Annotated in this window: 18 protein-coding genes; 11 read left to right on the forward strand and 7 right to left on the reverse strand. The window is 62.8% G+C overall.

Annotated features, from left to right (window positions below; genetic code table 11):
* Positions 1-9: 9 nt before the first annotated feature.
* Together ACSQ3G_RS31505 and ACSQ3G_RS31510 are read left to right on the forward strand one after the other, a co-directional pair.
* Positions 10-1050 carry a tartrate dehydrogenase gene (locus ACSQ3G_RS31505; RefSeq protein ID WP_436113141.1) on the forward strand — a complete coding sequence of 347 codons (1041 nt, stop codon included), beginning with the start codon at positions 10-12 and terminating at the stop codon, positions 1048-1050.
* Between the two features lie 23 nt (positions 1051-1073).
* Positions 1074-2531, forward strand: coding sequence for an NAD-dependent succinate-semialdehyde dehydrogenase (locus ACSQ3G_RS31510; protein ID WP_436113142.1), 1458 nt, complete (start codon positions 1074-1076; stop codon positions 2529-2531).
* Between the two features lie 92 nt (positions 2532-2623).
* Here the strand turns inward: ACSQ3G_RS31510 and ACSQ3G_RS31515 are convergent, their stop codons facing one another.
* Together ACSQ3G_RS31515 and ACSQ3G_RS31520 are read right to left on the reverse strand one after the other, a co-directional pair.
* Positions 2624-3898, reverse strand: a complete 1275-nt coding sequence (locus ACSQ3G_RS31515; protein ID WP_436113143.1) for an NAD(P)/FAD-dependent oxidoreductase — start codon at positions 3896-3898, stop codon at positions 2624-2626.
* A 13-nt stretch (positions 3899-3911) separates the two neighbouring features.
* The gene (locus tag ACSQ3G_RS31520; RefSeq protein WP_046636055.1) at positions 3912-4580 is read right to left on the reverse strand and encodes a haloacid dehalogenase type II; all 669 of its coding nucleotides are present in this window, start codon (positions 4578-4580) and stop codon (positions 3912-3914) included.
* 326 nt (positions 4581-4906) lie between these two features.
* On the opposite strand from ACSQ3G_RS31520, the gene ACSQ3G_RS31525 reads away from it, so the two are divergent.
* From ACSQ3G_RS31525 to ACSQ3G_RS31555, 7 genes are all read left to right on the forward strand, one after another.
* Complete coding sequence (locus tag ACSQ3G_RS31525) at positions 4907-5743, forward strand: GNAT family N-acetyltransferase (RefSeq protein ID WP_436113144.1); 837 nt, start codon at positions 4907-4909, stop codon at positions 5741-5743.
* 13 nt (positions 5744-5756) lie between these two features.
* The gene (locus tag ACSQ3G_RS31530) at positions 5757-7133 is read left to right on the forward strand and encodes an aspartate aminotransferase family protein (protein ID WP_436113145.1); all 1377 of its coding nucleotides are present in this window, start codon (positions 5757-5759) and stop codon (positions 7131-7133) included.
* A 234-nt stretch (positions 7134-7367) separates the two neighbouring features.
* Positions 7368-8084 carry an HAD-IA family hydrolase gene (locus ACSQ3G_RS31535; protein WP_436113146.1) on the forward strand — a complete coding sequence of 239 codons (717 nt, stop codon included), beginning with the start codon at positions 7368-7370 and terminating at the stop codon, positions 8082-8084.
* A 78-nt stretch (positions 8085-8162) separates the two neighbouring features.
* Positions 8163-9773 (forward strand): ABC transporter substrate-binding protein, encoded by a 1611-nt coding sequence (locus tag ACSQ3G_RS31540; RefSeq protein WP_436113147.1) that lies wholly within the window; start codon positions 8163-8165, stop codon positions 9771-9773.
* A gap of 79 nt (positions 9774-9852) precedes the next feature.
* Positions 9853-10845: an ABC transporter permease gene (locus ACSQ3G_RS31545; RefSeq protein ID WP_436113250.1), complete on the forward strand. Its 993-nt coding sequence runs from the start codon at positions 9853-9855 to the stop codon at positions 10843-10845.
* Positions 10842-11690, forward strand: a complete 849-nt coding sequence (locus tag ACSQ3G_RS31550; protein ID WP_105435418.1) for an ABC transporter permease — start codon at positions 10842-10844, stop codon at positions 11688-11690. The genes ACSQ3G_RS31545 and ACSQ3G_RS31550 overlap by 4 nt, the downstream gene beginning before the upstream one ends.
* Entirely contained in the window at positions 11691-13349 is a 1659-nt protein-coding gene (locus ACSQ3G_RS31555; protein WP_436113148.1) for an ABC transporter ATP-binding protein, read from the forward strand.
* Positions 13350-13403: 54 nt separating this feature from the next.
* Here ACSQ3G_RS31555 and ACSQ3G_RS31560 read toward each other — a convergent pair whose 3' ends face one another.
* A complete protein-coding gene (locus ACSQ3G_RS31560) occupies positions 13404-13880 on the reverse strand; it encodes an Lrp/AsnC family transcriptional regulator (protein WP_037086105.1) in 477 nt (158 codons plus the stop codon).
* A gap of 235 nt (positions 13881-14115) precedes the next feature.
* On the opposite strand from ACSQ3G_RS31560, the gene ACSQ3G_RS31565 reads away from it, so the two are divergent.
* The gene (locus ACSQ3G_RS31565; RefSeq protein ID WP_436113149.1) at positions 14116-15441 is read left to right on the forward strand and encodes an NAD(P)/FAD-dependent oxidoreductase; all 1326 of its coding nucleotides are present in this window, start codon (positions 14116-14118) and stop codon (positions 15439-15441) included.
* A 56-nt stretch (positions 15442-15497) separates the two neighbouring features.
* On the forward strand, positions 15498-16403 hold the full coding sequence (locus ACSQ3G_RS31570; protein ID WP_436113150.1) for a LysR family transcriptional regulator: 906 nt from the start codon (positions 15498-15500) through the stop codon (positions 16401-16403).
* Between the two features lie 18 nt (positions 16404-16421).
* On the opposite strand, the gene ACSQ3G_RS31575 is transcribed toward ACSQ3G_RS31570, so the two are convergent.
* Genes ACSQ3G_RS31575 through ACSQ3G_RS31590 form a run of 4 tightly spaced genes read right to left on the reverse strand, consistent with a single transcriptional unit; the run spans position 16422 to position 22185 of the window.
* Entirely contained in the window at positions 16422-17789 is a 1368-nt protein-coding gene (locus ACSQ3G_RS31575; protein ID WP_436113151.1) for an FAD/NAD(P)-dependent oxidoreductase, read from the reverse strand.
* Positions 17786-18109, reverse strand: coding sequence for a (2Fe-2S)-binding protein (locus ACSQ3G_RS31580; RefSeq protein WP_436113152.1), 324 nt, complete (start codon positions 18107-18109; stop codon positions 17786-17788). The genes ACSQ3G_RS31575 and ACSQ3G_RS31580 overlap by 4 nt, the downstream gene beginning before the upstream one ends.
* On the reverse strand, positions 18106-20094 hold the full coding sequence (locus tag ACSQ3G_RS31585; protein ID WP_436113153.1) for a hydantoinase B/oxoprolinase family protein: 1989 nt from the start codon (positions 20092-20094) through the stop codon (positions 18106-18108). Before ACSQ3G_RS31585 ends, ACSQ3G_RS31580 begins: the two co-directional genes overlap by 4 nt.
* A gap of 6 nt (positions 20095-20100) precedes the next feature.
* Positions 20101-22185 carry a hydantoinase/oxoprolinase family protein gene (locus ACSQ3G_RS31590; RefSeq protein WP_436113154.1) on the reverse strand — a complete coding sequence of 695 codons (2085 nt, stop codon included), beginning with the start codon at positions 22183-22185 and terminating at the stop codon, positions 20101-20103.
* Between the last annotated feature and the right edge of the window lie 30 nt (positions 22186-22215).

Genomic DNA, 22215 nt, shown 5'->3' on the forward strand with positions numbered 1-22215 from the left:
ACGAAGAACATGAAATCATACCGGATTGCCCTGATCCCCGGCGACGGCATCGGCCGCGACATGACAGCGGCCGCATGGTCGGTGCTGCAGAAGGCGGCCAAAGCGCACGGCTTTGCGTTTGAGGCTACGGAATTTCCCTGGTCCTGCGCCTTCTACAAGGAGACCGGCGCAATGATGCCGGCAGACGGGATCGAAACGTTGCGCAGCTTCGACGCGATCCTGCTTGGCGCCGTCGGCTGGCCGGCAGAAGTGCCGGATTCGGTGTCGCTGCATGGCCTGCTACTGCCAATCCGCAAGAGTTTCGTGCAATATGCCAACATCCGCCCTCACCGCCTGCTGGCCGGCGTCGAAGGACCGCTGAAGGCGACCGCCTTCGACATTCTCTGCATCCGCGAGAACACCGAGGGCGAATATTCGGGCGCAGGCGGGCGTATCCATCAGGGCACGGCCGATGAAGTTGCCGTCGAGACGTCGATCTTTACCCGCAAGGGCGTTGAGCGCATCCTGCGCTTTGCCTTCGAACAGGCCCGGTCGCGGCGCGGCAAGCTGGCCTCGGTGACCAAGTCGAACGCCCAGAAATATTCGATGGTGTTCTGGGACGACGTCACCCGGCAGCTTTCGGCGGAATATCCTGACGTCGAGGTCACCAGCTATCACATCGACGCCATGGCGGCGCGCATGGTGATGGCCCCGGAAACGCTCGACGTCGTGGTTGCTTCCAACCTGTTCGGCGATATCCTGACCGATCTCGGTGCGGCTATCCAGGGCGGCCTCGGTTTTGCCGCCTCGGCCAATATCAACCCGGAGCGCAATGCGCCTTCGATGTTCGAACCGGTGCATGGCTCGGCGCCCGACATCGCCCATCTCGGGATCGCCAACCCGATCGCCACGGTCTGGTCCGGCGCAATGATGCTTGATCATCTGGGTGAAAAGGATGCGGCGAACGCCGTCATGACGGCGATCGAAGCGGTCACGGCCAATGGCATCGGCACGGTTCCCGGCAGGGACCGGACGGACACCATCACTGCGGCGCTGCTCGCCGCACTTTAAACATCGTATCGAGGATTGGACATATGCGGAATTTGAAGCTCCCCTCCCTGTTTCGGCAAGAAGGTTTGATCGGCGGCATCTGGGTCGGCGCCCGCTCCGGCAAGACCGTCGACGTCTTCGATCCGGCGAGCCAAGAGGTGATCGGCACCGTTCCCGACATGGGAGGCGACGAGACACGCGCGGCGATCGAGGCTGCCGAGAAGGCCTATCCGGCCTGGAAGAAGCGTACCCATGCAGAGCGCGCCGCCTTGCTTGAAACCTGGTACGGCCTGATGATCGAACATCTCGAAGATCTGGCGCTGATGCTGACCACCGAACAGGGCAAACCGCTCGACGAGGCGCGCGGTGAAATCCGTTACGGCGCCTCTTTCGTCAAGTGGTTTGCGGAAGAGGCGCGCCGCATCGGCGGCCAGACCATTCCCTCACCGACGCCTGACCGCCGCATCATCGTCCTGAAGGAGCCGGTCGGCGTCTGCGGCATCATCACGCCCTGGAATTTTCCGAACGCAATGATCACCCGCAAGATCGCGCCGGCGCTCGCGGCCGGCTGTACCGTCGTGGTGAAACCTTCGGAATTCACCCCTTATTCGGCACTTGCGCTCGGGGTTCTCGCGGAAATGGCCGGCATTCCGGCAGGCGTCGTCAACATCGTCACCGGCATGCCGAAGGAAATCGGCACCGAGATCATGGCCAACACGACCGTGCGGAAAATCTCGTTTACCGGCTCCACGCCGGTCGGTTCGCTGCTGATGCGCGGCGCGGCCGACAGCATCAAGCGGCTGTCGCTCGAACTGGGCGGCAACGCTCCCTTCATCGTCTTCGACGATGCGGATATCGACCTTGCCATCGAAGGGGCAATCATTTCGAAATTCCGCAATGGCGGCCAGACCTGCGTCTGCGCCAACCGCATTCTCGTGCAGGCGGGCGTCTACGATCGCTTCGCCGAGAAGCTCGCCGCCCGGGTGAATGCCATGAAGGTCGGCCCTGGAACCGAGCCAGGCGTTTCGATCGGCCCGATGATCAACGATGCCGCAATCGCCAAGATCAACCGCCATGTCGAGGATGCGCTCGCCAAAGGCGCGACGATCGTCACGGCCAAGGCCGATCTGCCGGCGGGTGGCCAATACACGGCTCCGATCGTGCTGACCGGAGCCACAACCGACATGCAGCTTGCCGGCGAAGAGACGTTTGGCCCGGTCGCGCCGCTCTTCCGTTTCGAGACCGAGGAGGAAGCGATCGCCATTGCCAACGGCACGCCCTTCGGGCTCGCCGCCTATTTCTATACGGAAAGCCTCAAGCGGGCTTGGCGTGTCGGCGAGGCTCTGGAATTCGGGATGGTCGGGCTGAATACCGGCCTGATCTCGACCGAGGTCGCCCCGTTCGGCGGCGTCAAGCAGTCGGGCCTGGGGCGCGAGGGTTCGCAGCTCGGGATCGAGGAATATCTGGAAGTGAAGGCCTTCCATATCGGCGGACTCAACTGAGCCCATTTCCGCGCCCGCATCGCTTGTCGAAAAAAGGTGGGGTTGCGATCGCAACCCCACCTTTTTTGTTCTCGACGATGGCAAGAGTTCCGTTACTGGACCTTGTCGAGCATCTTGTAATAAAGCCCGACCAGCGGCAGGAACCATGGTTTGCCGAAATGACCCGGAACTGCCGGCCAGTCGAGCCCCTTGACGGGGTTTCTGTCAGGCCGGCCGAGGATGGCGTCGGCGACCGTCATGCCGAGATGGGTTGCCAGCTGCGCACCGTGGCCGGAATAACCCATGGCGTACCATAACCCATCATGGAAGCCCGCCCGCGGGTAACGATCCTTGGTGATGTCCACCAGACCGCCCCAGCAATAGTCGATCTCCACATGGGATAGCTGCGGAAAGATGCGGGTCAGGCTATCGCGAAGGATTGCACCGCTCCTGGCATCCGAACGCTGATCGGAGGTCGCCGAAAATCGAGCGCGGCCGCCGAAGATCAGCCGATTGTCCGGCGACAGGCGCCAGTAGTTGCCGATATTCATGCTGTTGACGCAGGTGCGGTTGCCCGGCATCGTTGAGGAGACTTCCTGCTCCGAAAGCGGCCGCGTGGCGATGATGAAACTGCCGACAGCCATGATCCGCCGGCGGAAATAACCGAAATTCGGTGTCGTGTAGGCGCCGCTTGCCATCAGGACATTGTCGGCGGTGACCGAGCCTTTGGCCGTCTTCAGCAGATGTCGACCGCCCGATTTCGAAACATTGGTGACCGTCGTCTTCTCAACGATGATGGCACCGCGCCTTTTTGCCGCCTCAGCGAGGCCGACGACGTAGCGTCCCATATGCATCATGGCGCTCTTCTTCGACAGCATGGCGCCGTGGAAAGGTGAACCGATCTCTTGGGCGAGGTCTTCGGGCGACAGCAATGCCGTATCCGGATCGACCTCCGCGTGAACCGCCTCGAAATTCCTGGCGAGCCCTTCGAAATGCTTCGGCTTGGAAGCAAGCTTCAGTTTGCCGGCGCGGCGGAAGTTGCAGTCGATGCCTTCCTCGGCGATGATTGCTTCCAAGGTGTCGATCGAGCTGTCGAGCGCCTTGTAAAGCGCGATCGCCCGCTCCTTGCCGAGCTCCTGCTTGGCCGAAAGATAGCTGTGGGCAAGGCCGTTGTTCAGGTGGCCGCCGTTACGGCCGGACGCTCCGAAACCGACCGTCTCCGCCTCCAGCACGATAACCTTCGCACCGGCCATGGCGAGCTGCCGCGCCGCGCCGAGCCCGGTAAAGCCGCCGCCGACCACGGCAACGTCGTAGTGACCTTCGATCGGCCCTTCGACGGCGCCTGTAAATCGGGGCGCCGTGTCATGCCAGTAGGAGACATATTTCATCGTTTCGGCTTCCTTAGAGACCGACCACGCCCGGCAGGCCGGAAATGTCGGAGATTTCCACATAGCCATAGAAAGGGTTGGCCGGCTCGTGACCACGGTTGACCCAGACCTTGTTCTTGATGCCGAGGTCATGCGCCGACATCAGGTCGTAACGGAAGGACGAGGAGCAATGAAGAATGTCCTCCGGGCCGCAGCCGAGCATATCGAACATGTATTCGAATGCCTGAAAGCGCGGCTTGTAGGCGTTTGCCTGTTCCGCCGTATAGACGGCGTGGAACGGCGCGCCGAGCTTTGCGACGTTTGAGTGGATCTGGTCGTTCATCGCGTTCGAGAGGATGACGAGCGGGATTTCTCTGGCGACCTTGGCAAGACCGGCAGGAACATCCGCATGGGGACCCCATGTCGGCACGCGCTCATAGACCATCCTGGCGTCTTCATCCTTGAATGCGACGCCGTTCGCCTTGCAGCTGCGCTCCAGCGAGTTGTGGACGACGTCTGCATAAGGTTTCCAGTCGCCCAGGATTTCGTCCAACCGGTAGGCTGCGAAATTCTTGATGAACTTCACCATGCGCGGCTCGTCGAGACGATCACCATAGAGGTCACGCGCAGCTTCGGCCATCTGGAAGTTGGTCAGCGTGCCGTAGCAGTCGAAGGTGATGTATTTCGGGCGGAAGGTAGTCATGCGCTTGGTCCTTGCGTGATGGCCCATCGAGCCTTTCGGTTGACGACATCATCATACGGCCGCTTCGGGCAGCCGAGCCGACTGATTTCCCCCAATCCGAAGCAGAAAGTTTCGTATCGTGGCGCCGGTTTGGCATTTGGTTGCAGATCGTGGCCGGCGTGGCGGCCAACGACCAGGCTTTTTTCGACCCTGATTGCGGACCCGCGGCATAAGATGCGGTCCCGTGCCGCCGGTTTGGCGAAAGATACCGCCGCCGGCCCCGCCTTCGGATAATCGTCCGGCCCCTTCCCCTCGAAACTCGAAGCTCAAAATGGAGAGAATTGTCGATGCAAGTCGGACACATCGAAACCATACCTTTCGGGATCGAGCACCTGGATCGCGCCACCCAGCTTTCGCGCGAAGCCGGCTGGCCACACCGCCTGCAGGACTGGCAGGTCGCCCTGCATCTGAGCCAGGGCGTGGTCGCGTTGGACGAGACCGGCGAAGTGGTCGGCACGGCATTGATGACCCCCTACGGCGATGACTGCGCCACCATCAACATGGTGATCGTCGGCGCCAACCTGCGTGGCCGTGGCGTCGGACGCCGCCTGATGGACGCTGTCCTCGGACTTGGTGGCGAGCGCCCGCTTCGGCTGATTGCCACCTCCGACGGCCTGCCGCTTTACGAAAAGCTGGGTTTCCGGAAGACCGGCGCCGTTTTCCAGCATCAGGGCACTGTCGGCGAAGTGCCGGCGCCCACCGACACCGGGACCGCCACGGCTGTCGATCTCTCCGAGATTACCGCCATCGATCGCGACGCCTTTGGCGCCACCCGTTCGGCGCTGATCGAAAAACTTGCCGAAATCGGCGAGTTCGCCGTGATCCGCCGCAATGGCAAGATCGCAGGGTTTGCCTGCATCAGGGCGTTCGGTCGCGGCGAGGTCGTCGGACCCGTCGTCGCGACGGATCTCGAGAATGCCAAGGCGCTCGTCAGCCATTTCATGAGCCGCAGGTCTGGTGTCTTCCTCAGGGTCGATACCGGCGATGCCGGCCTCGCCGCCTGGCTGGCCGAGCATTCGCTCACCCATGCGGGCGGCGGCATCGCAATGGCACGCCCGGTCGTTGCCCGTCCCGCCACCTCGACATTCACCACCTTTGCCCTGGCCAACCAAGCCCTCGGCTGATCCGGAGACGACCATGCTCAGCAATTCCCTCATCGAACTCGATCGCGCCCATCTCGTCCATCCTGTCGCGTCTTATCGCGGCCATGAAAAACAGGGCGTGCGGGTGCTCGCCTCGGGCAAGGGCGCGACCGTCACCGACGCGCAAGGGCACCAGCTGATCGACGGCTTTGCCGGCCTCTGGTGCGTCAATGCCGGTTACGGACATGAGTCGATCGTCGAGGCCGCGGCCCGTCAGATGCGCGAGCTTCCCTATGCGACCGCCTATTTCGGCCTCGGTTCCGAGCCGGCCATCCGGCTTGCCGCCGAGCTTGCCGACCGGGCGCCGGGCGATCTCGATCATGTCTACTTCACGCTCGGCGGCTCGGATGCCGTCGACAGCACGATCCGCTTCATCCGTTATTACTGGATTGCCAAGGGTCAGCCACAGCGCGACCAGTTCATTTCGATCGAGCAGGGTTATCACGGTTCCTCCACGGTCGGCGCAGGCCTGACGGCACTGCCGAACTTCCATGCGGGCTTCGGCATTCCCTTCGACTGGCAGCACAAAATCCCGTCGCCTTACCCCTATCGTAATCCGGTCGGCGAGGACGCGAACTCGATCATCGAAGCCTCGCTTGCTGCGCTGAAAGCGAAGATCGAGGCGGTCGGCGCCGATCGCGTGGCGGCCTTTTATGCAGAGCCGATCCAGGGCTCCGGCGGCGTCATCGTTCCGCCCAAGGGCTGGATGAAGGCGATCCGCAACCTCTGCAAGGAATACGGCATCTTGTTCGTCGCCGACGAGGTGATTACCGGCTTCGGCCGCACCGGACCACTGTTTGCCTGCAGCGAGGATGACATCGTCCCGGATTTCATGACGACAGCCAAGGGCCTGACCTCGGGTTATGTTCCGATGGGCGCCGTGCTCATGGCGGATCATGTCTACCAGGTAATCGCCGATGGTGCCGGTACCTCGGCGGTCGGGCACGGTTACACCTATTCGGCCCACCCTGTCAGCGCCGCCGTGGGTCTGGAAGTGCTGAAGCTCTACGAAGGCGGGCTGCTCGAAAACGGCATCAAGGCCGGCGCGCGGCTTATGGCAGGTCTCGAAAGCCTCAAGTCCCACCCGCTGGTCGGCGATGTCCGGGGTCGCGGCATGCTGGCGGCCATCGAGCTGGTGACCGACAAGGCCGCCAAAACGCCGCTTCCGGCCGAAGCCGCGCCGGCCCGCCGAGTATTCGACCGCGCCTGGGACAATGGCTTGGTGATCCGGGCCTTTGCGAACGGCGTCATTGGATATGCCCCGCCGCTCTGCTGCACGGAGGCGGATATCGACGCGATTATCGAACGCACCGCAAAGACACTGGATCAGACCCTGGAAGATCCCGATGTCCGCCGCGCGGTGAAGGGTTGACCCGGCCTCGGTGCTGCCGGCCGAAATATCGTCGGCAGCCCGTTTTCGAAATTTTGTGCCGAGCGTCCCTGTCGATTCGGTGAAAACGGTTCCGTCAAACTGTCACTATTGTCGCTAACGAGGGCCTTGAAGCCCCTAAAATCCGGGATTTTTGATAGAAAAAGGTCCAGGTTGGGAACAGCATATTCTTTCGCAGACGGCGCTCCGCCAGCAGCATCAACTGGGGATATGGAATTGACGAAAGCTCTTCCGGAATTCATGTACATGACCTTCGACGTGGTCGGCACGCTCATCGATTTCGAGGGCGGCCTGACGTCCTGCCTGCAGGGCATCGCCGCCGAAGCCAATGTCGCCATCGACAGCGAAGAGGCGCTTTCTCTCTATCGCGCCGCCCGGTATTCCGGAGACGCCGATCTTTTCCCCGACGACTTGGTGCGCGTCTATCTTGCGATTGCGCCGAAGCTCGGGCTGCCGGCCGAGGAGGCCTATGGCATTCGTCTTCGGGATTCCGCCAAGATCTGGAAGGCTTTCCCCGACAGTGCCGCGGCGATGGCACAGCTTGGCCGGCGTTATCGCCTGATCGCCATGACCAATGCGCGCCGCTGGGCTTTCGACTATTTCGCGGTGGCGCTGGGCAATCCATTTTATGCCGCATTTACTGCCGACGACACCGGTACGGAAAAGCCCGATCCGGCCTTCTTCCACAAGGTGTTCGACTTCGTTGCCGAGGATGGGGGCGACAAGAGCGACATCCTGCATGTCGCCCAGAGCCAGTATCACGACATTGGCGTTTCCCGCGATCTCGGCATGACGAATTGCTGGATTCAGCGTCGACATGCGCAGCCTGGCTACGGCGGCACGATCGAACCGTCGCAGTTCACCGAACCCGACTATCATTTCACGTCCATGGCCGGACTGGCCGAAGCCGTGAGGACCGCGCACGGCAACTGACGGAATTCACGATTTTCAAGCATCGGGCCGAAACCACGGAAGATGGGTTGCCCGCCAACCAGCGAAAAGGGGAATGACATGAACGACAAGATCACGAACTGGACGACGTCCGACGACGCTATGATCGAGAACGCCATCCGCCGGGGCGCGAGCCGCCGCGAACTGCTGACGATGATGTTGGCAGGTGGCGTTGCGCTTTCCGCAGGTGGCCTGATCCTCGGTCGCGCTTCCAGCGCGGCGGCTGCCACCCCGAAGTCGGGCGGGCATTTGAAGGCGGCCGGTTGGTCGTCGTCGACCGCAGATACACTCGACCCGGCCAAGGCGTCGCTGTCGACCGACTACGTCCGCTGTTGCGCAATCTACAATCGCCTGACCTTCCTTGATAAGGCTGGCAGCGTTCAGATGGAACTCGCCGAAAGCATCAAGAGCGGAGACGCCAAGGTCTGGACCGTCAAGCTTCGCTCCGGCGTCACCTTCCACGACGGCAAGTCGCTGTCGTCGAAAGACGTCGTCTTCTCGCTGAAGCGGCATCTCGATCCTGCCGTCGGCTCCAAGGTCAATGCGATCGCCAAGCAGATCACCGACGTCAAGGATCTCGACTCGCTGACGGTCGAGATTACCCTGGCCAGCCCGAATGCCGACTTGCCGACCATCCTGTCGCAGCACCATTTCATGATCGTGCAGGACGGGACGACCGACTTTTCGAAGGGCATCGGTACCGGCGCGTTCAAAATGGAGACCTTCCAGCCGGGCGTCAAATCGATCTTCACCAAGAACCCCAACTACTTCAAGGCTGGCGGCGCCAACGTGGATTCGTTCGAGTTCTTCGCCATCAGCGACGACAACGCGCGGGTCAACGCCCTGCTTTCGGGAGATATCCATCTCGCGGCGTCGATCAAGCCGCGCACGATGAAGCTGGTCGAAAGCCAGCCCGGCTTCGTGCTGTCGCAGACCACGTCGGGCAACTATACCAACCTCAACATCCGTCTCGATCTCGCCCCCGGCAACAAGGCCGATTTCGCTGCCGGCATGAAGTATCTGATCAACCGGCAGCAGATTCAGAAATCCGTGTTGCGCGGCCTTGCCGAAATCGCAAACGACCAGCCGGTCTCCCCGGCCAGCGTCTATCATAATGCGGAACTGAAACCGAAAGCCTACGATCCGGACAAGGCCAAGTTCCATTTCCAGAAGGCCGGCCTGCTCGGCCAGTCCATCCCGATGATCACGTCGGAAGCGCCGAACGCGGCGGTTGAAATGGCGACGCTCCTCCAGCAGTCGGGTTCCGAGATCGGCATGAAGTTCGACGTTCAGCGCGTTCCTTCCGATGGCTATTGGTCGAATTACTGGCTGAAGGCACCGGTTCACTTCGGCAATATCAACCCGCGGCCGACGCCGGACATCCTGTTTTCGCTTCTCTATGCCTCCAACGCACCGTGGAATGAAAGCCAGTACAAGTCGGAGAAATTCGATAATATGCTCGTCGAGGCGCGCGGTCTTCTCGACGAGGCCAAGCGCAAGGAAATCTACGGCCAGATGCAGGTGATGATTTCCGAGGAAGCCGGTACGGTCATCCCGGTCTACATTTCGAATGTGGATGCGATCTCGGGGAAATTGAAGGGCCTTGAAGCCAATCCGCTCGGCGGCATGATGGGTTACGCCTTTGCCGAATACGTCTGGCTCGACGCCTGAGGCTTGATCCTTGGCGGCAGGGGAAGCTTCTTCTGCCGCCGTGGTTGCGCCTGATAGCGCTGTCCTGGTTCGTCCATGGATGGTGCCGGCTATCTCGAACTTTTCAGGCAAGGAAACCCCATTGCGCACCTATGTCCTTGGACTCATCACGAACCGGCTCGGCAGTTCCGCCCTGACGCTGCTGATCGTGTCCTTCGCGGTCTTTTTCGCAACGGCAATGCTGCCGGGCGATACCGCCACGATCCTGCTCGGTCAGGCCGCGACTCCGGAAGCCGTTGCCGGCCTAAGGGCTGCGATGCATCTCGACGAACCCGCCTTCCTCCGCTTCGGGCGATGGCTCATCGGATTGCTGCAGGGCGATCTGGGGATATCCTATGTCAACAATCTACCGGTCGCACAGCTGATCGGGGCGCGGTTCGTCAACACGATGCGCCTTGCCGGCATCGTCACGCTTTTTGCGGTTCCCCTGTCGCTGACGCTTGGCATCACTGCCGCCATGTTTCGCGGCTCGGTCTACGATCGTATCGTGACAATCCTGACGATCGGCATCATCTCGGTGCCCGAGTTCATGATTGCGACCTCGGCCGTGCTCCTGTTCTCCGTCTATCTCAAATGGCTGCCGGCGCTTTCCTTCGCCAGCGATGTCGCGTCCTTCTGGCAGGTGCTGAGAATCTACGCCATGCCGGTCATCACGCTCACCTTCGTCGTCTCGGCCCAGATGATCCGCATGACCCGCGCCGCCGTCATCGATACGATCAACACGCCCTATGTGGAGGCCGCGATCCTCAAAGGTGCGTCACGCTGGCGCGCAGTCCTGCTGCACGCACTGCCGAACGCGGTCGGCCCGATCGCCAATGCGATTGCTCTCTCGCTCTCCTATCTGGTCGGCGGCGTCATCATCGTCGAGACGATCTTCAACTACCCCGGCGTCGCAAAGCTGATGGTCGATGGTGTTTCCACCCGGGATCTGCCGCTCATTCAATCCTGCGCCATCATTTTCTGCGTCGGCTACCTCTCACTCATCACGTTCGCCGACATTGTTGCAATCCTGGCCAATCCGAGGGTGCGCTGACCATGACTACGTCCACGACGCTGCCCCGCAGAGTGAGTTATCGTTTCAGCTGGGTTGGAATGATCGGCTTCACGATCATTCTCTTCTGGGCGGTGATCGCCCTTCTCGCGCCCCATATCATCCCCTATCCCGTCGGCGAGATCATCGACGAAGATTATTTCGGCCCGATGAGCAGCAAACTGCTTCTCGGCTCCGACTATCTGGGCCGGGACATGTTGTCGCGCATCATCATGGGCGCCCGCTATACGGTCGGCATCTCGCTTGCCGCCGTCTGTCTCGCGTGTTTCAGCGGTGCGGCGCTCGGCATGGCAGCTGCCGTCATCGGTGGCTGGTTCGATACGCTGCTGAGCCGCCTGCTCGATGCCCTCAACTCGATTCCGAGCAAGCTTTCGGGGCTGGTCGTCGCTGCCGCAGTCGGGTCCTCGCTCCCCGTTCTGATCCTCATGCTCGCCGTGATCTACACGCCCGGCGCCTATCGGTTTGCCCGGTCGCTGGCCGTAAACGTCAATACGATGGATTACATCACGGTTGCCCGGACCCGTGGCGAGGGCATTCCTTATGTCGTCTTTTCGGAAATCCTGCCGAACATCACGGGGCCGCTGCTTGCCGATTTCGGCATCCGCTTCGTATTCGTCGTCCTCCTTCTCTCCGGGCTTTCCTTCCTCGGTCTCGGCGTCCAGCCACCCTATGCGGATTGGGGAGCACTGGTTCACGAGAATATCGGCGGCCTGCCATTCGGGGCGCCCGCAGTCATCGTTCCCTCGCTGGCAATTGCGAGCCTCACCATCAGCGTCAATCTGCTGATCGACAATTTGCCCAAGAAGATACGCGATCGGAGCACGTGAATGGAAAATCTCGTTGAAATTCGCGATCTGAGGGTAGAGGCAACGACCGATGCGGGCCGCCGCATCGAGATTATCAAGGGCATCGACCTCGATGTCGCGCCGGGCGAAATCGTCGCCCTGATCGGAGAAAGCGGATCGGGAAAGACGACGATCGCGCTGACGATCATGGGCTATGCCCGTCCCGGCTGTCGGATTTCGAGCGGCAGCGTCACAGTGGCCGGCAAGGACATGGTGACGCTGAGCGAGCGTCAGCGCGCACGTGTGCGTGGTCTCGAGGTCTCCTACGTGCCGCAGTCCGCCGCGGCCGCGTTCAACCCGTCGAAGCGCATCATCGACCAGGTCGTCGAAGTTACGCGCATTCATCGGCTGATGCCGCTAGCGCAGGCCCGAGAGAAGGCGATTTCCCTGTTCAGGGCACTTTCGCTGCCCAATCCCGAGGAGATCGGCAACCGTTACCCGCATCAGGTCTCCGGTGGCCAGTTGCAGCGTCTTGCCGCCGCGATGGCGCTTATCGCCGATCCGAAGCTCGTCATCTTCGACGAGCCGACCACCGCGCTCGACGTGACAACCCAGATCGAGGTGTTGCGGGCCTTCAAGGCGGTGATGAAGAAAAGCGGCATCGCCGGCGTCTATGTATCCCACGATCTCGCGGTCGTCGCACAGATCGCCGATCGCATCGTCGTACTGCGTGGCGGCGATGTGCAGGAAGTCGGCAGCACCGCCGATATCCTGTCCGATGCCAAACATCCTTATACGCGCGAGCTGCTGTCGGCTTTTGAACCGAAGTCTCGCGGCGACAGTGTCGTTGTTGCAGCAACGGAACATGCGCCGCTCCTGAAGGTCAATGGCCTGATCGCCGGGTACGGCCCGGTCCAAGCCGACGGTCTGCCGCTCGTCAAGGCCGTGCAGGAGGCAAGCCTTTCCCTGGAACGAGGCCGCAATCTCGGCATCATCGGTGAATCCGGCTGCGGCAAGTCCACGCTTGCTCGCTCGATTGCCGGTATCCTGCCCGCATCAGCCGGTCAACTGACCCTCGACGGGCGTGAACTTGCCCGTTCCGCCCGGCAGAGAAGCCGGGAGCAATTGCGCGAGTTGCAGATCGTCTTCCAGCATGCAGACACCTCGCTCAATCCGGCGAAAACGATCGAGGAAATTCTCGGACGGCCGCTGAAATTCTACCACGGCATGAAAGGCAAGGTCCGGGATGCCCGGATCGACGCGCTTCTCGACATGGTCCGCCTGCCGAAAACGCTTCGCAGCCGAACCCCCGCCGAGCTTTCGGGCGGTCAGAAACAGCGCGTCAATTTTGCCCGGGCGCTCGCCGCCGAGCCGAAACTGATCGTCTGCGACGAGATCACCTCTGCCCTCGACACCGTCGTTGCGGCGGCGGTCATCGATCTCCTGAAGGAAATGCAGCGGGAACTTTCCCTCTCCTACATCTTCATCAGCCACGATCTGTCGGTTGTCGAAGCGATCTGCGACGAGATCGTCGTGATGTATAACGGCCGCAAGGTCGAGGAAATCACGCCTGCGATCTCGAAGGTCCCGCAGCACCCCTATTCGAAACTGCTGTTTTCGTCCGTGCCGAAGCTCGATCCGAGCTGGCTCGATCGCCTGGAGCGTGATCCGGAACTCGTCAAAACCTATGTGCACGGCTGAGGCGGCAATTGCCGTCTCACGTCCGTGGACAATTCGGCTTGGACCGTACGGCGGCTATACCCGGAACAGGCTGATGAGCGGCATATGGGCTTTGACGATCGGTGACTTCAGGACAACGAAGCTGAAATATTTGTCGATGCCGATATCCATATCGGTCAGCCGTTCCATGATCGTCTGATATTCGCCGATACCGGCGGTGACGAATTTGAGCATATAGTCGTACCCGCCCGACACCAGGTGACATTCGATCACCTGATCGACTTTTTCCACGGCTGCGAGAAAACGCGCGAAGTCGATCTGCCGATGGTTTTTGAGCGTGACCTCGGTGAAGACCGTCAGGGTCTGGCCAAGCTTGCCGATGTTGATCTGGGCTGAATAGCCCTCGATATACCCTTCTTGCTGAAGCTTCTTGACGCGCATCAGGCAGGGGCTGGGTGAAAGATTGACCAGCTCGGCAAGCTCGACGTTGGTGATGCGGCCGTTCTTCTGCAACTCGTAGAGGATCTTGATGTCGATACGATCGAGCTTCACGTGAGGACACCTCCCAAGGGCAGCGGCATTTTATGCCGCAGATTTCCGAGATCGACTTTAACGCATTGGCTTGTCTTGTCTATTCCATTCTGCGCACGAACGGTCAGCACAATAAGTTGCATCACCGGCCGTGAGCGGAATCTTGTGCGGTTCAAGGGGCGTGTGCAGTAACCTCGACGCGGGCTGTACCATTATGCTGGCGCACCGACCCGTTTGCGCCAGGAGTTTGATTATCATGCCAGCACCGCTCACGCTCGTCGAAACCGACGCCCGACTGCCGACTGCCGCCGACGCGGTCGTCATCGGTGCCGGTATCGTCGGCGTCTTCACGGCTTATTATCTCGCCGGACGCGGCCTGAAGGTGGTGCTCATCGAAAAGGGGCGTGTCGGCGCCGAGCAGTCGAGCCGCAATTGGGGCTGGTGCCGGCAGCAGAACCGCGATGCGCGCGAACTTCCGATGGCGACCAAAAGCCTCGACCTGTGGGAACGCTTTGCCGCCGAGACCGGCGAGGAGACCGGCTTTCGGCGCTGCGGTCTCCTCTATCTCAGCGACAACGAAGAAGAGCTGGCAGGCTGGGCCCGCTGGCGGGATTTCGCCCGCACGGTGGGCGTCACCACCCACATGCTCGACAGTGCCGAGGCAACCGAGCGCGGCAAGGCGACGCGACGTAGCTGGAAAGGCGGCGTGTACTCGCCGACGGACGGGACCGCCGACCCCGCCAACGCGGCCCCGGCAGTCGCCCGCGCGATCGTAAAACTGGGCGGGGCGGTGCTCCAGAACTGCGCGGCGCGCGGCATCGAGACGGAAGGCGGCAGGCTCTCGGGCGTCGTGACCGAACACGGCACGATCCGGACCAAGGTCGCAATCCTTTCCGGCGGTGCCTGGGCGTCGTCCTTCTGCCGCCAGCTCGGCATTCGTTTCCCGCAGGCCTCGACCCGCTCCTCCATTCTCTCCGTCGGTCCCGGTAACGGGAACCTGCCGGATGCGCTCCACACAACCCGCGTCTCGGTGACCCGCCGGGGTGACGGCGGCCACACGCTCGCCATCAGCGGGCGCGGACGGATCGACCTGACGGCTCAGAACATGCGTTTCGCGGCGCAGTTCCTGCCGATGTTCATGCGCCGCTGGCGCAGCCTGTCACCCGGCGGCCTTGAAGGTCTCCGCAGCGGTCATGAAAGCCTGGCCCGCTGGCGGCTGGACCGGCCGACGCCGATGGAGCATATGCGCATCCTCGATCCGGCCGTCGACGCCAGCACGATCAAGCTGACATATGAGCGCGCAGCCGAATTGCTGCCGGCGATCGGCGGGCGCCGCATCACTGCGAGTTGGGCCGGCTATATCGATTCGACCCCGGACGGGGTTCCGGCGATCGGCGAAGTCGCGAGTGTTCCGGGTTTCATCCTGGCCGCGGGGTTCAGCGGCCACGGTTTTGGTATCGGACCTGGCGCCGGCCACCTGATCGCCGACATCGTCACCGCCGCCACTCCGATCGTCGACCCGCTACCCTATCATCCGAAACGTTTTCAAACCTCCGCCTGGGGCAAGGTGGCGGATTTCTGATCTTGGGGCCTATGGACTAGAGTGAAACCCGCGAACCAAAGGACACGGTGAACCGCATGCAGGCACGCCAGCTCGAGGTCTTTTGCATGCTCATGCGGACCGGGACGGTGACCGGCGCTGCAGCGATGCTCAACATATCGCAGCCGGCGCTCAGCCAGATCCTGCTGCATGCCGAGGACCAGCTGGGCTTCAAGCTTTTCAACCGCGTCCGCGGGAAGCTGGTTCCGACCCGGGAGGCCGAAGAGCTTTATCCGGAGTGCGAACGGATTTTCTCCGAACTCGGCGCCCTCCGACGCCGCACCACGGACATGCGTTTCGGCCGCACCGGACTGATCCGGGTCGCCGCGTCGGCGCCGCCGGCGATGGCGATCGTCCCCAAAGCGCTTCTGTCGTTCCGTGCGGCCCATCCCGATATCGTCGTGCGCTCGCTGATCGCCCCGCTGGTCAACGTCGTCGACATGATCCGCGACGGTGACGCGCCGCTCGGAATCGTGATGAACAACACCGCCCGCCCGGGCATCGAAGTCGAGACACTCGGGCACACGCAGCTTGTCTGCATCGTCCCTGAACACCATCGGCTGGCCGAATTGGATCAAATCGGCTTTGCCGACCTGCAGGACGAGACTTTGATCTCCTACCGGGCCGGCACACTGCCGGGCCGCCTACTGGTCAGCGCCGCGGCCGCGGAAATGCAGATATTCAATCCGGCGATCGAGATCGATATCTCGATTACCGCCCTCCCCTTCGTCCGCGACGGCTTTGGTGTCGCAATCGTCGATGGGCTCCTGCCATGGCAGCAGTTCCCCGGCCTTGTCCTCAGGCGGCTGCGGCAGAAGATTTCCGTGCCGATCGCCCTGCTCACCAGCCGGGACCGGCCTTTGACGGGGAGCCATCTCGCCATGCGCGACGATCTGCGCGAAGCCTGTGCCAGCGTCCTGAAGGCAAGCGGCCTGGAATCGTAAACCTCCTAGCCGAACCGGTCAGGCATCGCGAACCCAGAGGCCGATCGGCAGGGGCCTGGCGGGCGCCTGTTCGCGAAGCCGTCCCGCATCGCAAACCTTCATGCCGGCCTTTTCGGCGATCAGTTCGGCACCGGCGAGCTGACAGTAGCGCCCCTGGCAGCGGCCCATTCCGACGCGCGCCAGCGATTTGACCCGGTTGGCTTCGCCCCCGCCATAAAGGACGCTTTCCCGCAACTGACCTGCCGTCACCCCTTCGCAACGGCAGACGATCGTATCGTCCGGAACGGCGCGGACCATTTCACCCGGCCAGGGAAAGGCGCGCGCGATGGCGCGGGCAAACCGTTCGTAGCGGCCCAACCGGCGCAGATCCGATCTCGCGTCCGGCGAAAGAAGACCCATATCGGCAAGGCAGGCGGTCGCGGCAAGCCGACCGGCGACCTCCGCCCCGTCCGCACCGAGAATTCTCAGACCATCACCGGCCAGATAAAGTCCCTCGGCCGCCCTGCCCATCCGGTCGGACCGGGGCAGCCATTGCGACCAGCTTTCGTCGTAGTCGAACGTGCAGCCTGCCAGGCCCGCGAGCTGCGTTTCGGCGCGCAGGTGCCAGCCAAGGCCGACCATGTCGCATGCCGTCACATGCGCCTGGCCGCGAGCATCCCGCCAGCACAGGCCGACGGGACCGCGTTCGTCTGTTTCGATCCGGTCCAAGGTCACGCCGGCATGATAAAGCCGGCCGAGCTTTGCCCGCATCAGCAGGCCACGCAGGACCAGGCCCGGCCTTGCCAGCATGCCCGGAAGACCCGCCGCCTGGTTGCGGATGGAAGACGTGTCGAGGATCGCGGCGATTTTGGCGCCGGCTTTCAGCAACTGGGTCGCGACGAGTGTCAGTAGCGGCCCCGAACCGGCAAGAACGATCCGGCTGCCGAGGGCGACGCCCTGCGCCTTCAGGGCGATCTGTGCCGCCCCGAGGCTGTAGACACCCGGCGCCTGCCAGCCGGGGATCGGCGCCAGACGATCCATGGCGCCGGTGGCAAGGATCAGGCGGTCGTATGTGAAGTCCTTGCGGCCGGCGGGCGTCAGCGCCTGCAGGAAATCGCCGGCGATCGTCAGGACCGAGCTTTGCGGATGATAGTCGATCTGTCCGGCGGCAACCATGCAGTCGAACACCGTATGAAGTGCCACGGCCTTGCGGGCTTCCGATCCGTAGAGCTGTCTCGGCGGTCGTGCGAAGCCTTGGGGCGGCCGTCGATAGATCTGGCCGCCGGCCTTGATGCCCTCGTCGATGACGATGGGTCTGATCCCGGCCTGGACCAGACGCTCGGCGGCGCGGATACCGGCCGGGCCGGCGCCGACGATCATCACCTTTTCAGCGCCCGGCGCCGTCATGGCCATGTTTCCGGCGGCACGGTCCGCAATTGCATACCCTCGGCGACCACTGTCGAACAGGCCCGCAGCCGGCCGCCGTCTTCCTGCCATAACCAGCAATCCTGGCAGGCTCCCATCAGACAGAAACCGGCACGTTTCTCTCGGCCGAATTCCGACTGCCGCACGGCGGGCGCGCAGACCAGGACGGCGGTGAGCACCGTGTCGCCGGCCAGTGCCTGGCAATCGGCGCCATCCAGCCGGAACCGAACCTGCGGCCTGCCCTTTTCGGCAAGGCGCACAATTCGGCCCCCGAGAGCGCCAGGCTGCAATCCGGATGTCATTCGGCAGCCTCTTTCCGTGCCTCGGCGGGGCTTGGCATGTTCGTGAAGCGTGCGCGCACATCTGCGAACGCGGCGGCCACGCCTTCGGCCCCGGCCCGCCCCTTCATCCGGCGGAAAATCTCCGTCTTGGTGAAGAAGCGCCAATGGATGGGAAGGCCTTGCAGCAGGTCGGTCAGCAGGTCGTAGGCCTGCGGCGTCCATTGCGCCTCATAGCCCTCGCGCTCGGGACCATAGTGGAAGTATCCGGTCGGCGCGGTCCGAGCGGCTCTCACCTTTTCGGTTTCGGCCTCGTCCACCATGCCGCCGCGGATGACGACGCCGTAGTCACGTTCGGCAGCCACGGAAGAAACATAACCGCGTGCGACGTCCTGCGCCACGCGCCACGTCTCGCGCTCGACAGGGTTGCCGCGCCCGCCGCCGCCGGCTGACCGGATCTCCAGGACATCGCCCGGCTGCAGAACCGCGGTATCGATATTGCCGAGCCGCTGGAAGTCGTCACGGCCCGGGTTCAGCACCATGTCGGAGAGGCCGGCAGCCCTGCCGCCCAGCGTGCCCCAGGGTCGGAAGAAGCTGCGGTCGCGGTTGCGGGCGGTGATCCGGCTGCCGGGCGAGAAGACCCGGAAGGCCATTTCGGTCGCCAGCCCGCCGCGCCAGCGTCCGGCCCCGCCGCTGTCCCTTGCCAGGCCATATTTGACGAACTCGATCGGCACTTCCGTCTCGGTGATCTCGATCGGCGTATTCTTGAGATAGGCGGCATCGGCGCCGGAGCCGTTGGTACCATCGCGGTGAGGCATGCCGCCGCCACCGCCGACCACCGGATTGACGGCAGCGATCACGGTGCGGCCGTTCCGTTCGTCGGTCGTCATGACGTTGACGATGCAATTGTTGCCGGCCGGTGCTGCCGGCAGCTTTTCAGGCACGGCCTGGCAGAAGGCGCCGAATATGACCGAGCGCAGCCGCGCGCAGGTCAGCGAGCGCATGCCGACAGCAGCTGGCGCGATCGGATTGAGGACACTGCCCTTTGGCGTGATGCAGGTGAACGGTCTCGTCAGGCCGGTATTGAGGAGGATCTTCGGGTTCAGCGTGTAAAGTACGTAATAGACGCCGACCAGAAGCATCGTATGGCGCGGATCGCCCCCCGAGGGCACGTTGAGCGACGAGCCGAGCTGCGGGTCAGAACCGGTGAAATCGAGGATTGCCTCGTCGCCCCGGATCGTCAGCGTCAGCTTCAGGCGGCACGGGTTGGCTTCGACCGAATCTTCGTCGGCATAATCGACGAATTCCCAGGTCCCGTCCGGCATCGCGCGCAGAAGATCGCGGGCCTGCGCTTCGGCATGGTCGAGCAGGACCTCGGTGCCCTCGAGAAAGGCTTCAATGCCGAATTTCTCGACCATGGCGAGGATCTTGCGTTCGCCCGTGTTGAGCGCCCCGACCAGGGCTTTCATGTCGCCGATATTGAGATCGGGCTTGCGGACATTGATGGTCATGATCTTCAGAATGTCTTCGTCGAAAACACCCTCGTTGACCAGTTTCATCGGCGGGAAGCGGATGCCCTCCTGATGGATTTCCGTCAACGCTCGCGACAGGGAGGCCGGCACCGCGCCGCCCATGTCGGTGTTGTGGATATGACCGCCGGTCCAGGCGATGATCTCGCCATCGTAGAAGACCGGTTTCCACAGATGGGTGTCCGGCGCGTGCGTCGCCACGAAGCAGGAATAGGGATCGTTGGTGAATGCCACGTCGCCGGGCTTGTAATCGTCGATCATCGCGATCGCGCGGCTATAGGTGAGACCCGGATACCAGGTCGCGCCCAGTCCCATCGGCACGCCGAACGTCTCGCCTTTGCGGTTGACCAGCATGACCGTGAAGTCTTCCGTCTCCTTGACGAAAGCGGAATGCGCGGTCCGCTGCAGCGTATAAGCCATGTTTTCGGCGGCAGCGCGGGTGTGATTGGCAAACACCTGAAGGTTCAAGGGATCGAACATGGGCCATTACTCCGAAAAGGTGAGATGCAGGTTCAGTTGACGATCGACCTCGACATGTGTGCCGCTCGGGATTGCAAAGGTCGTATCTTCCTGGGCAACGACCGCCGGTCCGGCGAAGCGGCTGCCGGGACGCAGGTGATCACGCCGATAGAGGCCGATCCACTCGAAACTCTTGCCGGTAAAGACCGGGATCTCGCGCTCGGGGGTAACCGCCTCACCGTCCTCTCGGGCATCGACCGGGATTTCCAGTGCCGGGCCGGCGCCGATGGCCGAGAGACGCAGGTTGACGATCTCGATCGCTCCGTCCGGATCATGGAAGTCGTAGAGCCGGGCATGCATGGCATGGAAGGCTTCCTCGATCGAACCGAGCTTGCCCTCAGCGATCCAGGTTGGCTGGATCGGCACTTCGATCTCGAAGCTTTGGCCGACATAACGCATGTCCGCGGAGACATTGAGCGTCGCGGCGCCGACATGCCCCTGCTTGGCGAGCCAGTTGCGTCCTTCGACGGCAAGCGCGTCCAGCGCCTCGCGCAATTGCGGTGCCGCCTGGTCGGAGAGGTGGGTAAACACGGTGCGGATGAAGTCGCCGCGCAGATCTGCCACCAGACCCCCGAGCGCCGAGACAACACCCGGACGCGGTGCGCCGATCACCTTCGCCATATGAAATTCGCGGGCGAGGAACGCGCCGAGCATCGGGCCGCCGCCGCCGAACGGCATCAGCGTGAATTCCCTGAGATCGACGCCGGCGCGCGATGCGAGTTTCTCGACCTCCACGAACATTTCCGAGATGGCGACGTCGAGGATGGCCTGGGCGGCCTCCTCCGCGGTCCGGCCGATCTTTTCAGCGAGCCGCGTGACGGCCGCGCGGGCAAGGCCGACGTCGATCTGTAGCTGCCCGTAGGCCATCTGGCTGTGACCGAGCCAGCCGCAGACGGCCATGGCGTCGGTCACGGTCGCCTGCTCTCCGCCGCGTCCGTAACAGGCTGGTCCGGGTGTCGAGCCAGCCGATTCCGGTCCGACCCGCAACACGCCCTGCGCGTCGACGCTGGCGATCGAACCGCCGCCGATGCCGATCGAGCTGACAGAAACGGACGGGATATGCAGCGGGAACTCGCCGACCAGTTCACCGGTGCCGAATTGCGGTTCGCCGTCGATGATCAGGGCAAAGTCGGCCGAGGTGCCGCCGATATCGAGGGTAAGGATATGCTTTTCGCCGGCACGACGGGCGAGCCAGGCGGCGCCTATGACACCGGAGGCCGTGCCGGATAACAGCATCTGCACGCAGGACCGTTTGCCTTCGTCGGCATTCATCACGCCGCCGTTCGACTTGGTCAGCAGCGCCGGCGCCGTGACGCCACGCGACAACAGCTTTTCCTCGAGTGCGGTCAGATAACCGGAGACACGCGGATGGACGTAACCGTTGAGGATAGAAGTGGTGGTCCGCTCGTATTCGCGGATCACCGGCCAGACCTCGGATGACGTGAAGACGAAGAGTTCGGGGGCGAGCCTTGCGATTTCCCGGCTGACCGCCACCTCATGGATGTCGGTGCGCCACGAATGCAGGAAGGAGACGATGATACCGGCGGCGCCGTTGGCCTTCGCCTTTGCGACCGCTGCCGCAACCGCCTCCAGATCCGGCGCCTCGACCTCGCTGCCATCCGCCCGCAAGCGAGCGGGGATGCCGAAGATCATGTCGCGGGCGATGAGCTGGTCCGGCCGGGAGCAGAACAGGGAATAGACGTCCGGCATCCGCAACCGCGCCAGCTCGATCACGTCTTCGAAACCGGCATTGGTCATCAGCGCCAGCGACACGCCGCGACGCTGGATCACGGTGTTGATGCCGACGGTCGTTCCATGGACAAAACGGCTGACGGCTGCCGGTTCGAGCCCTTCCCGTTCGGCCAGAAGCGACAGTCCCGTCATCAGTTCCGCACCCGGATCGTCCGGTGTCGTCAGAACCTTGAGCGAGGCAACCCGGCCGGATCGCGTTTCCAGTGCACAGAAGTCGATGAAGGTCCCGCCGATGTCGACGCCGATCTTCCAGTCCTGCTGATCGCTGGTTCCCTTGCCTGGCGCGGCCGCACTGTCCATGTCGCTCAATCCTTTCCTGCTGCTTGGCAT

Origin of the sequence: Neorhizobium tomejilense (assembly GCF_964254135.1) — a bacterium.
Classification (GTDB): domain Bacteria; phylum Pseudomonadota; class Alphaproteobacteria; order Rhizobiales; family Rhizobiaceae; genus Neorhizobium; species Neorhizobium tomejilense.

Bases quoted from the DNA above. Each gene is read 5' to 3' on its own strand.
- ACSQ3G_RS31540 (WP_436113147.1), top strand. From the start codon at position 8,163: ATGAACGACAAGATCACGAACTGGACGACGTCCGACGACGCTATGATC.
- ACSQ3G_RS31555 (WP_436113148.1), top strand. From the start codon at position 11,691: ATGGAAAATCTCGTTGAAATTCGCGATCTGAGGGTAGAGGCAACGACC.
- ACSQ3G_RS31570 (WP_436113150.1), top strand. From the start codon at position 15,498: ATGCAGGCACGCCAGCTCGAGGTCTTTTGCATGCTCATGCGGACCGGG.
- ACSQ3G_RS31520 (WP_046636055.1), bottom strand. From the start codon at position 4,580: ATGACTACCTTCCGCCCGAAATACATCACCTTCGACTGCTACGGCACG.
- ACSQ3G_RS31530 (WP_436113145.1), top strand. From the start codon at position 5,757: ATGCTCAGCAATTCCCTCATCGAACTCGATCGCGCCCATCTCGTCCAT.
- ACSQ3G_RS31505 (WP_436113141.1), top strand. From the start codon at position 10: ATGAAATCATACCGGATTGCCCTGATCCCCGGCGACGGCATCGGCCGC.
- ACSQ3G_RS31580 (WP_436113152.1), bottom strand. From the start codon at position 18,109: ATGACATCCGGATTGCAGCCTGGCGCTCTCGGGGGCCGAATTGTGCGC.
- ACSQ3G_RS31575 (WP_436113151.1), bottom strand. From the start codon at position 17,789: ATGACGGCGCCGGGCGCTGAAAAGGTGATGATCGTCGGCGCCGGCCCG.
- ACSQ3G_RS31510 (WP_436113142.1), top strand. From the start codon at position 1,074: ATGCGGAATTTGAAGCTCCCCTCCCTGTTTCGGCAAGAAGGTTTGATC.
- ACSQ3G_RS31585 (WP_436113153.1), bottom strand. From the start codon at position 20,094: ATGTTCGATCCCTTGAACCTTCAGGTGTTTGCCAATCACACCCGCGCT.
- ACSQ3G_RS31515 (WP_436113143.1), bottom strand. From the start codon at position 3,898: ATGAAATATGTCTCCTACTGGCATGACACGGCGCCCCGATTTACAGGC.
- ACSQ3G_RS31590 (WP_436113154.1), bottom strand. From the start codon at position 22,185: ATGGACAGTGCGGCCGCGCCAGGCAAGGGAACCAGCGATCAGCAGGAC.
- ACSQ3G_RS31525 (WP_436113144.1), top strand. From the start codon at position 4,907: ATGCAAGTCGGACACATCGAAACCATACCTTTCGGGATCGAGCACCTG.
- ACSQ3G_RS31565 (WP_436113149.1), top strand. From the start codon at position 14,116: ATGCCAGCACCGCTCACGCTCGTCGAAACCGACGCCCGACTGCCGACT.
- ACSQ3G_RS31545 (WP_436113250.1), top strand. From the start codon at position 9,853: ATGGTGCCGGCTATCTCGAACTTTTCAGGCAAGGAAACCCCATTGCGC.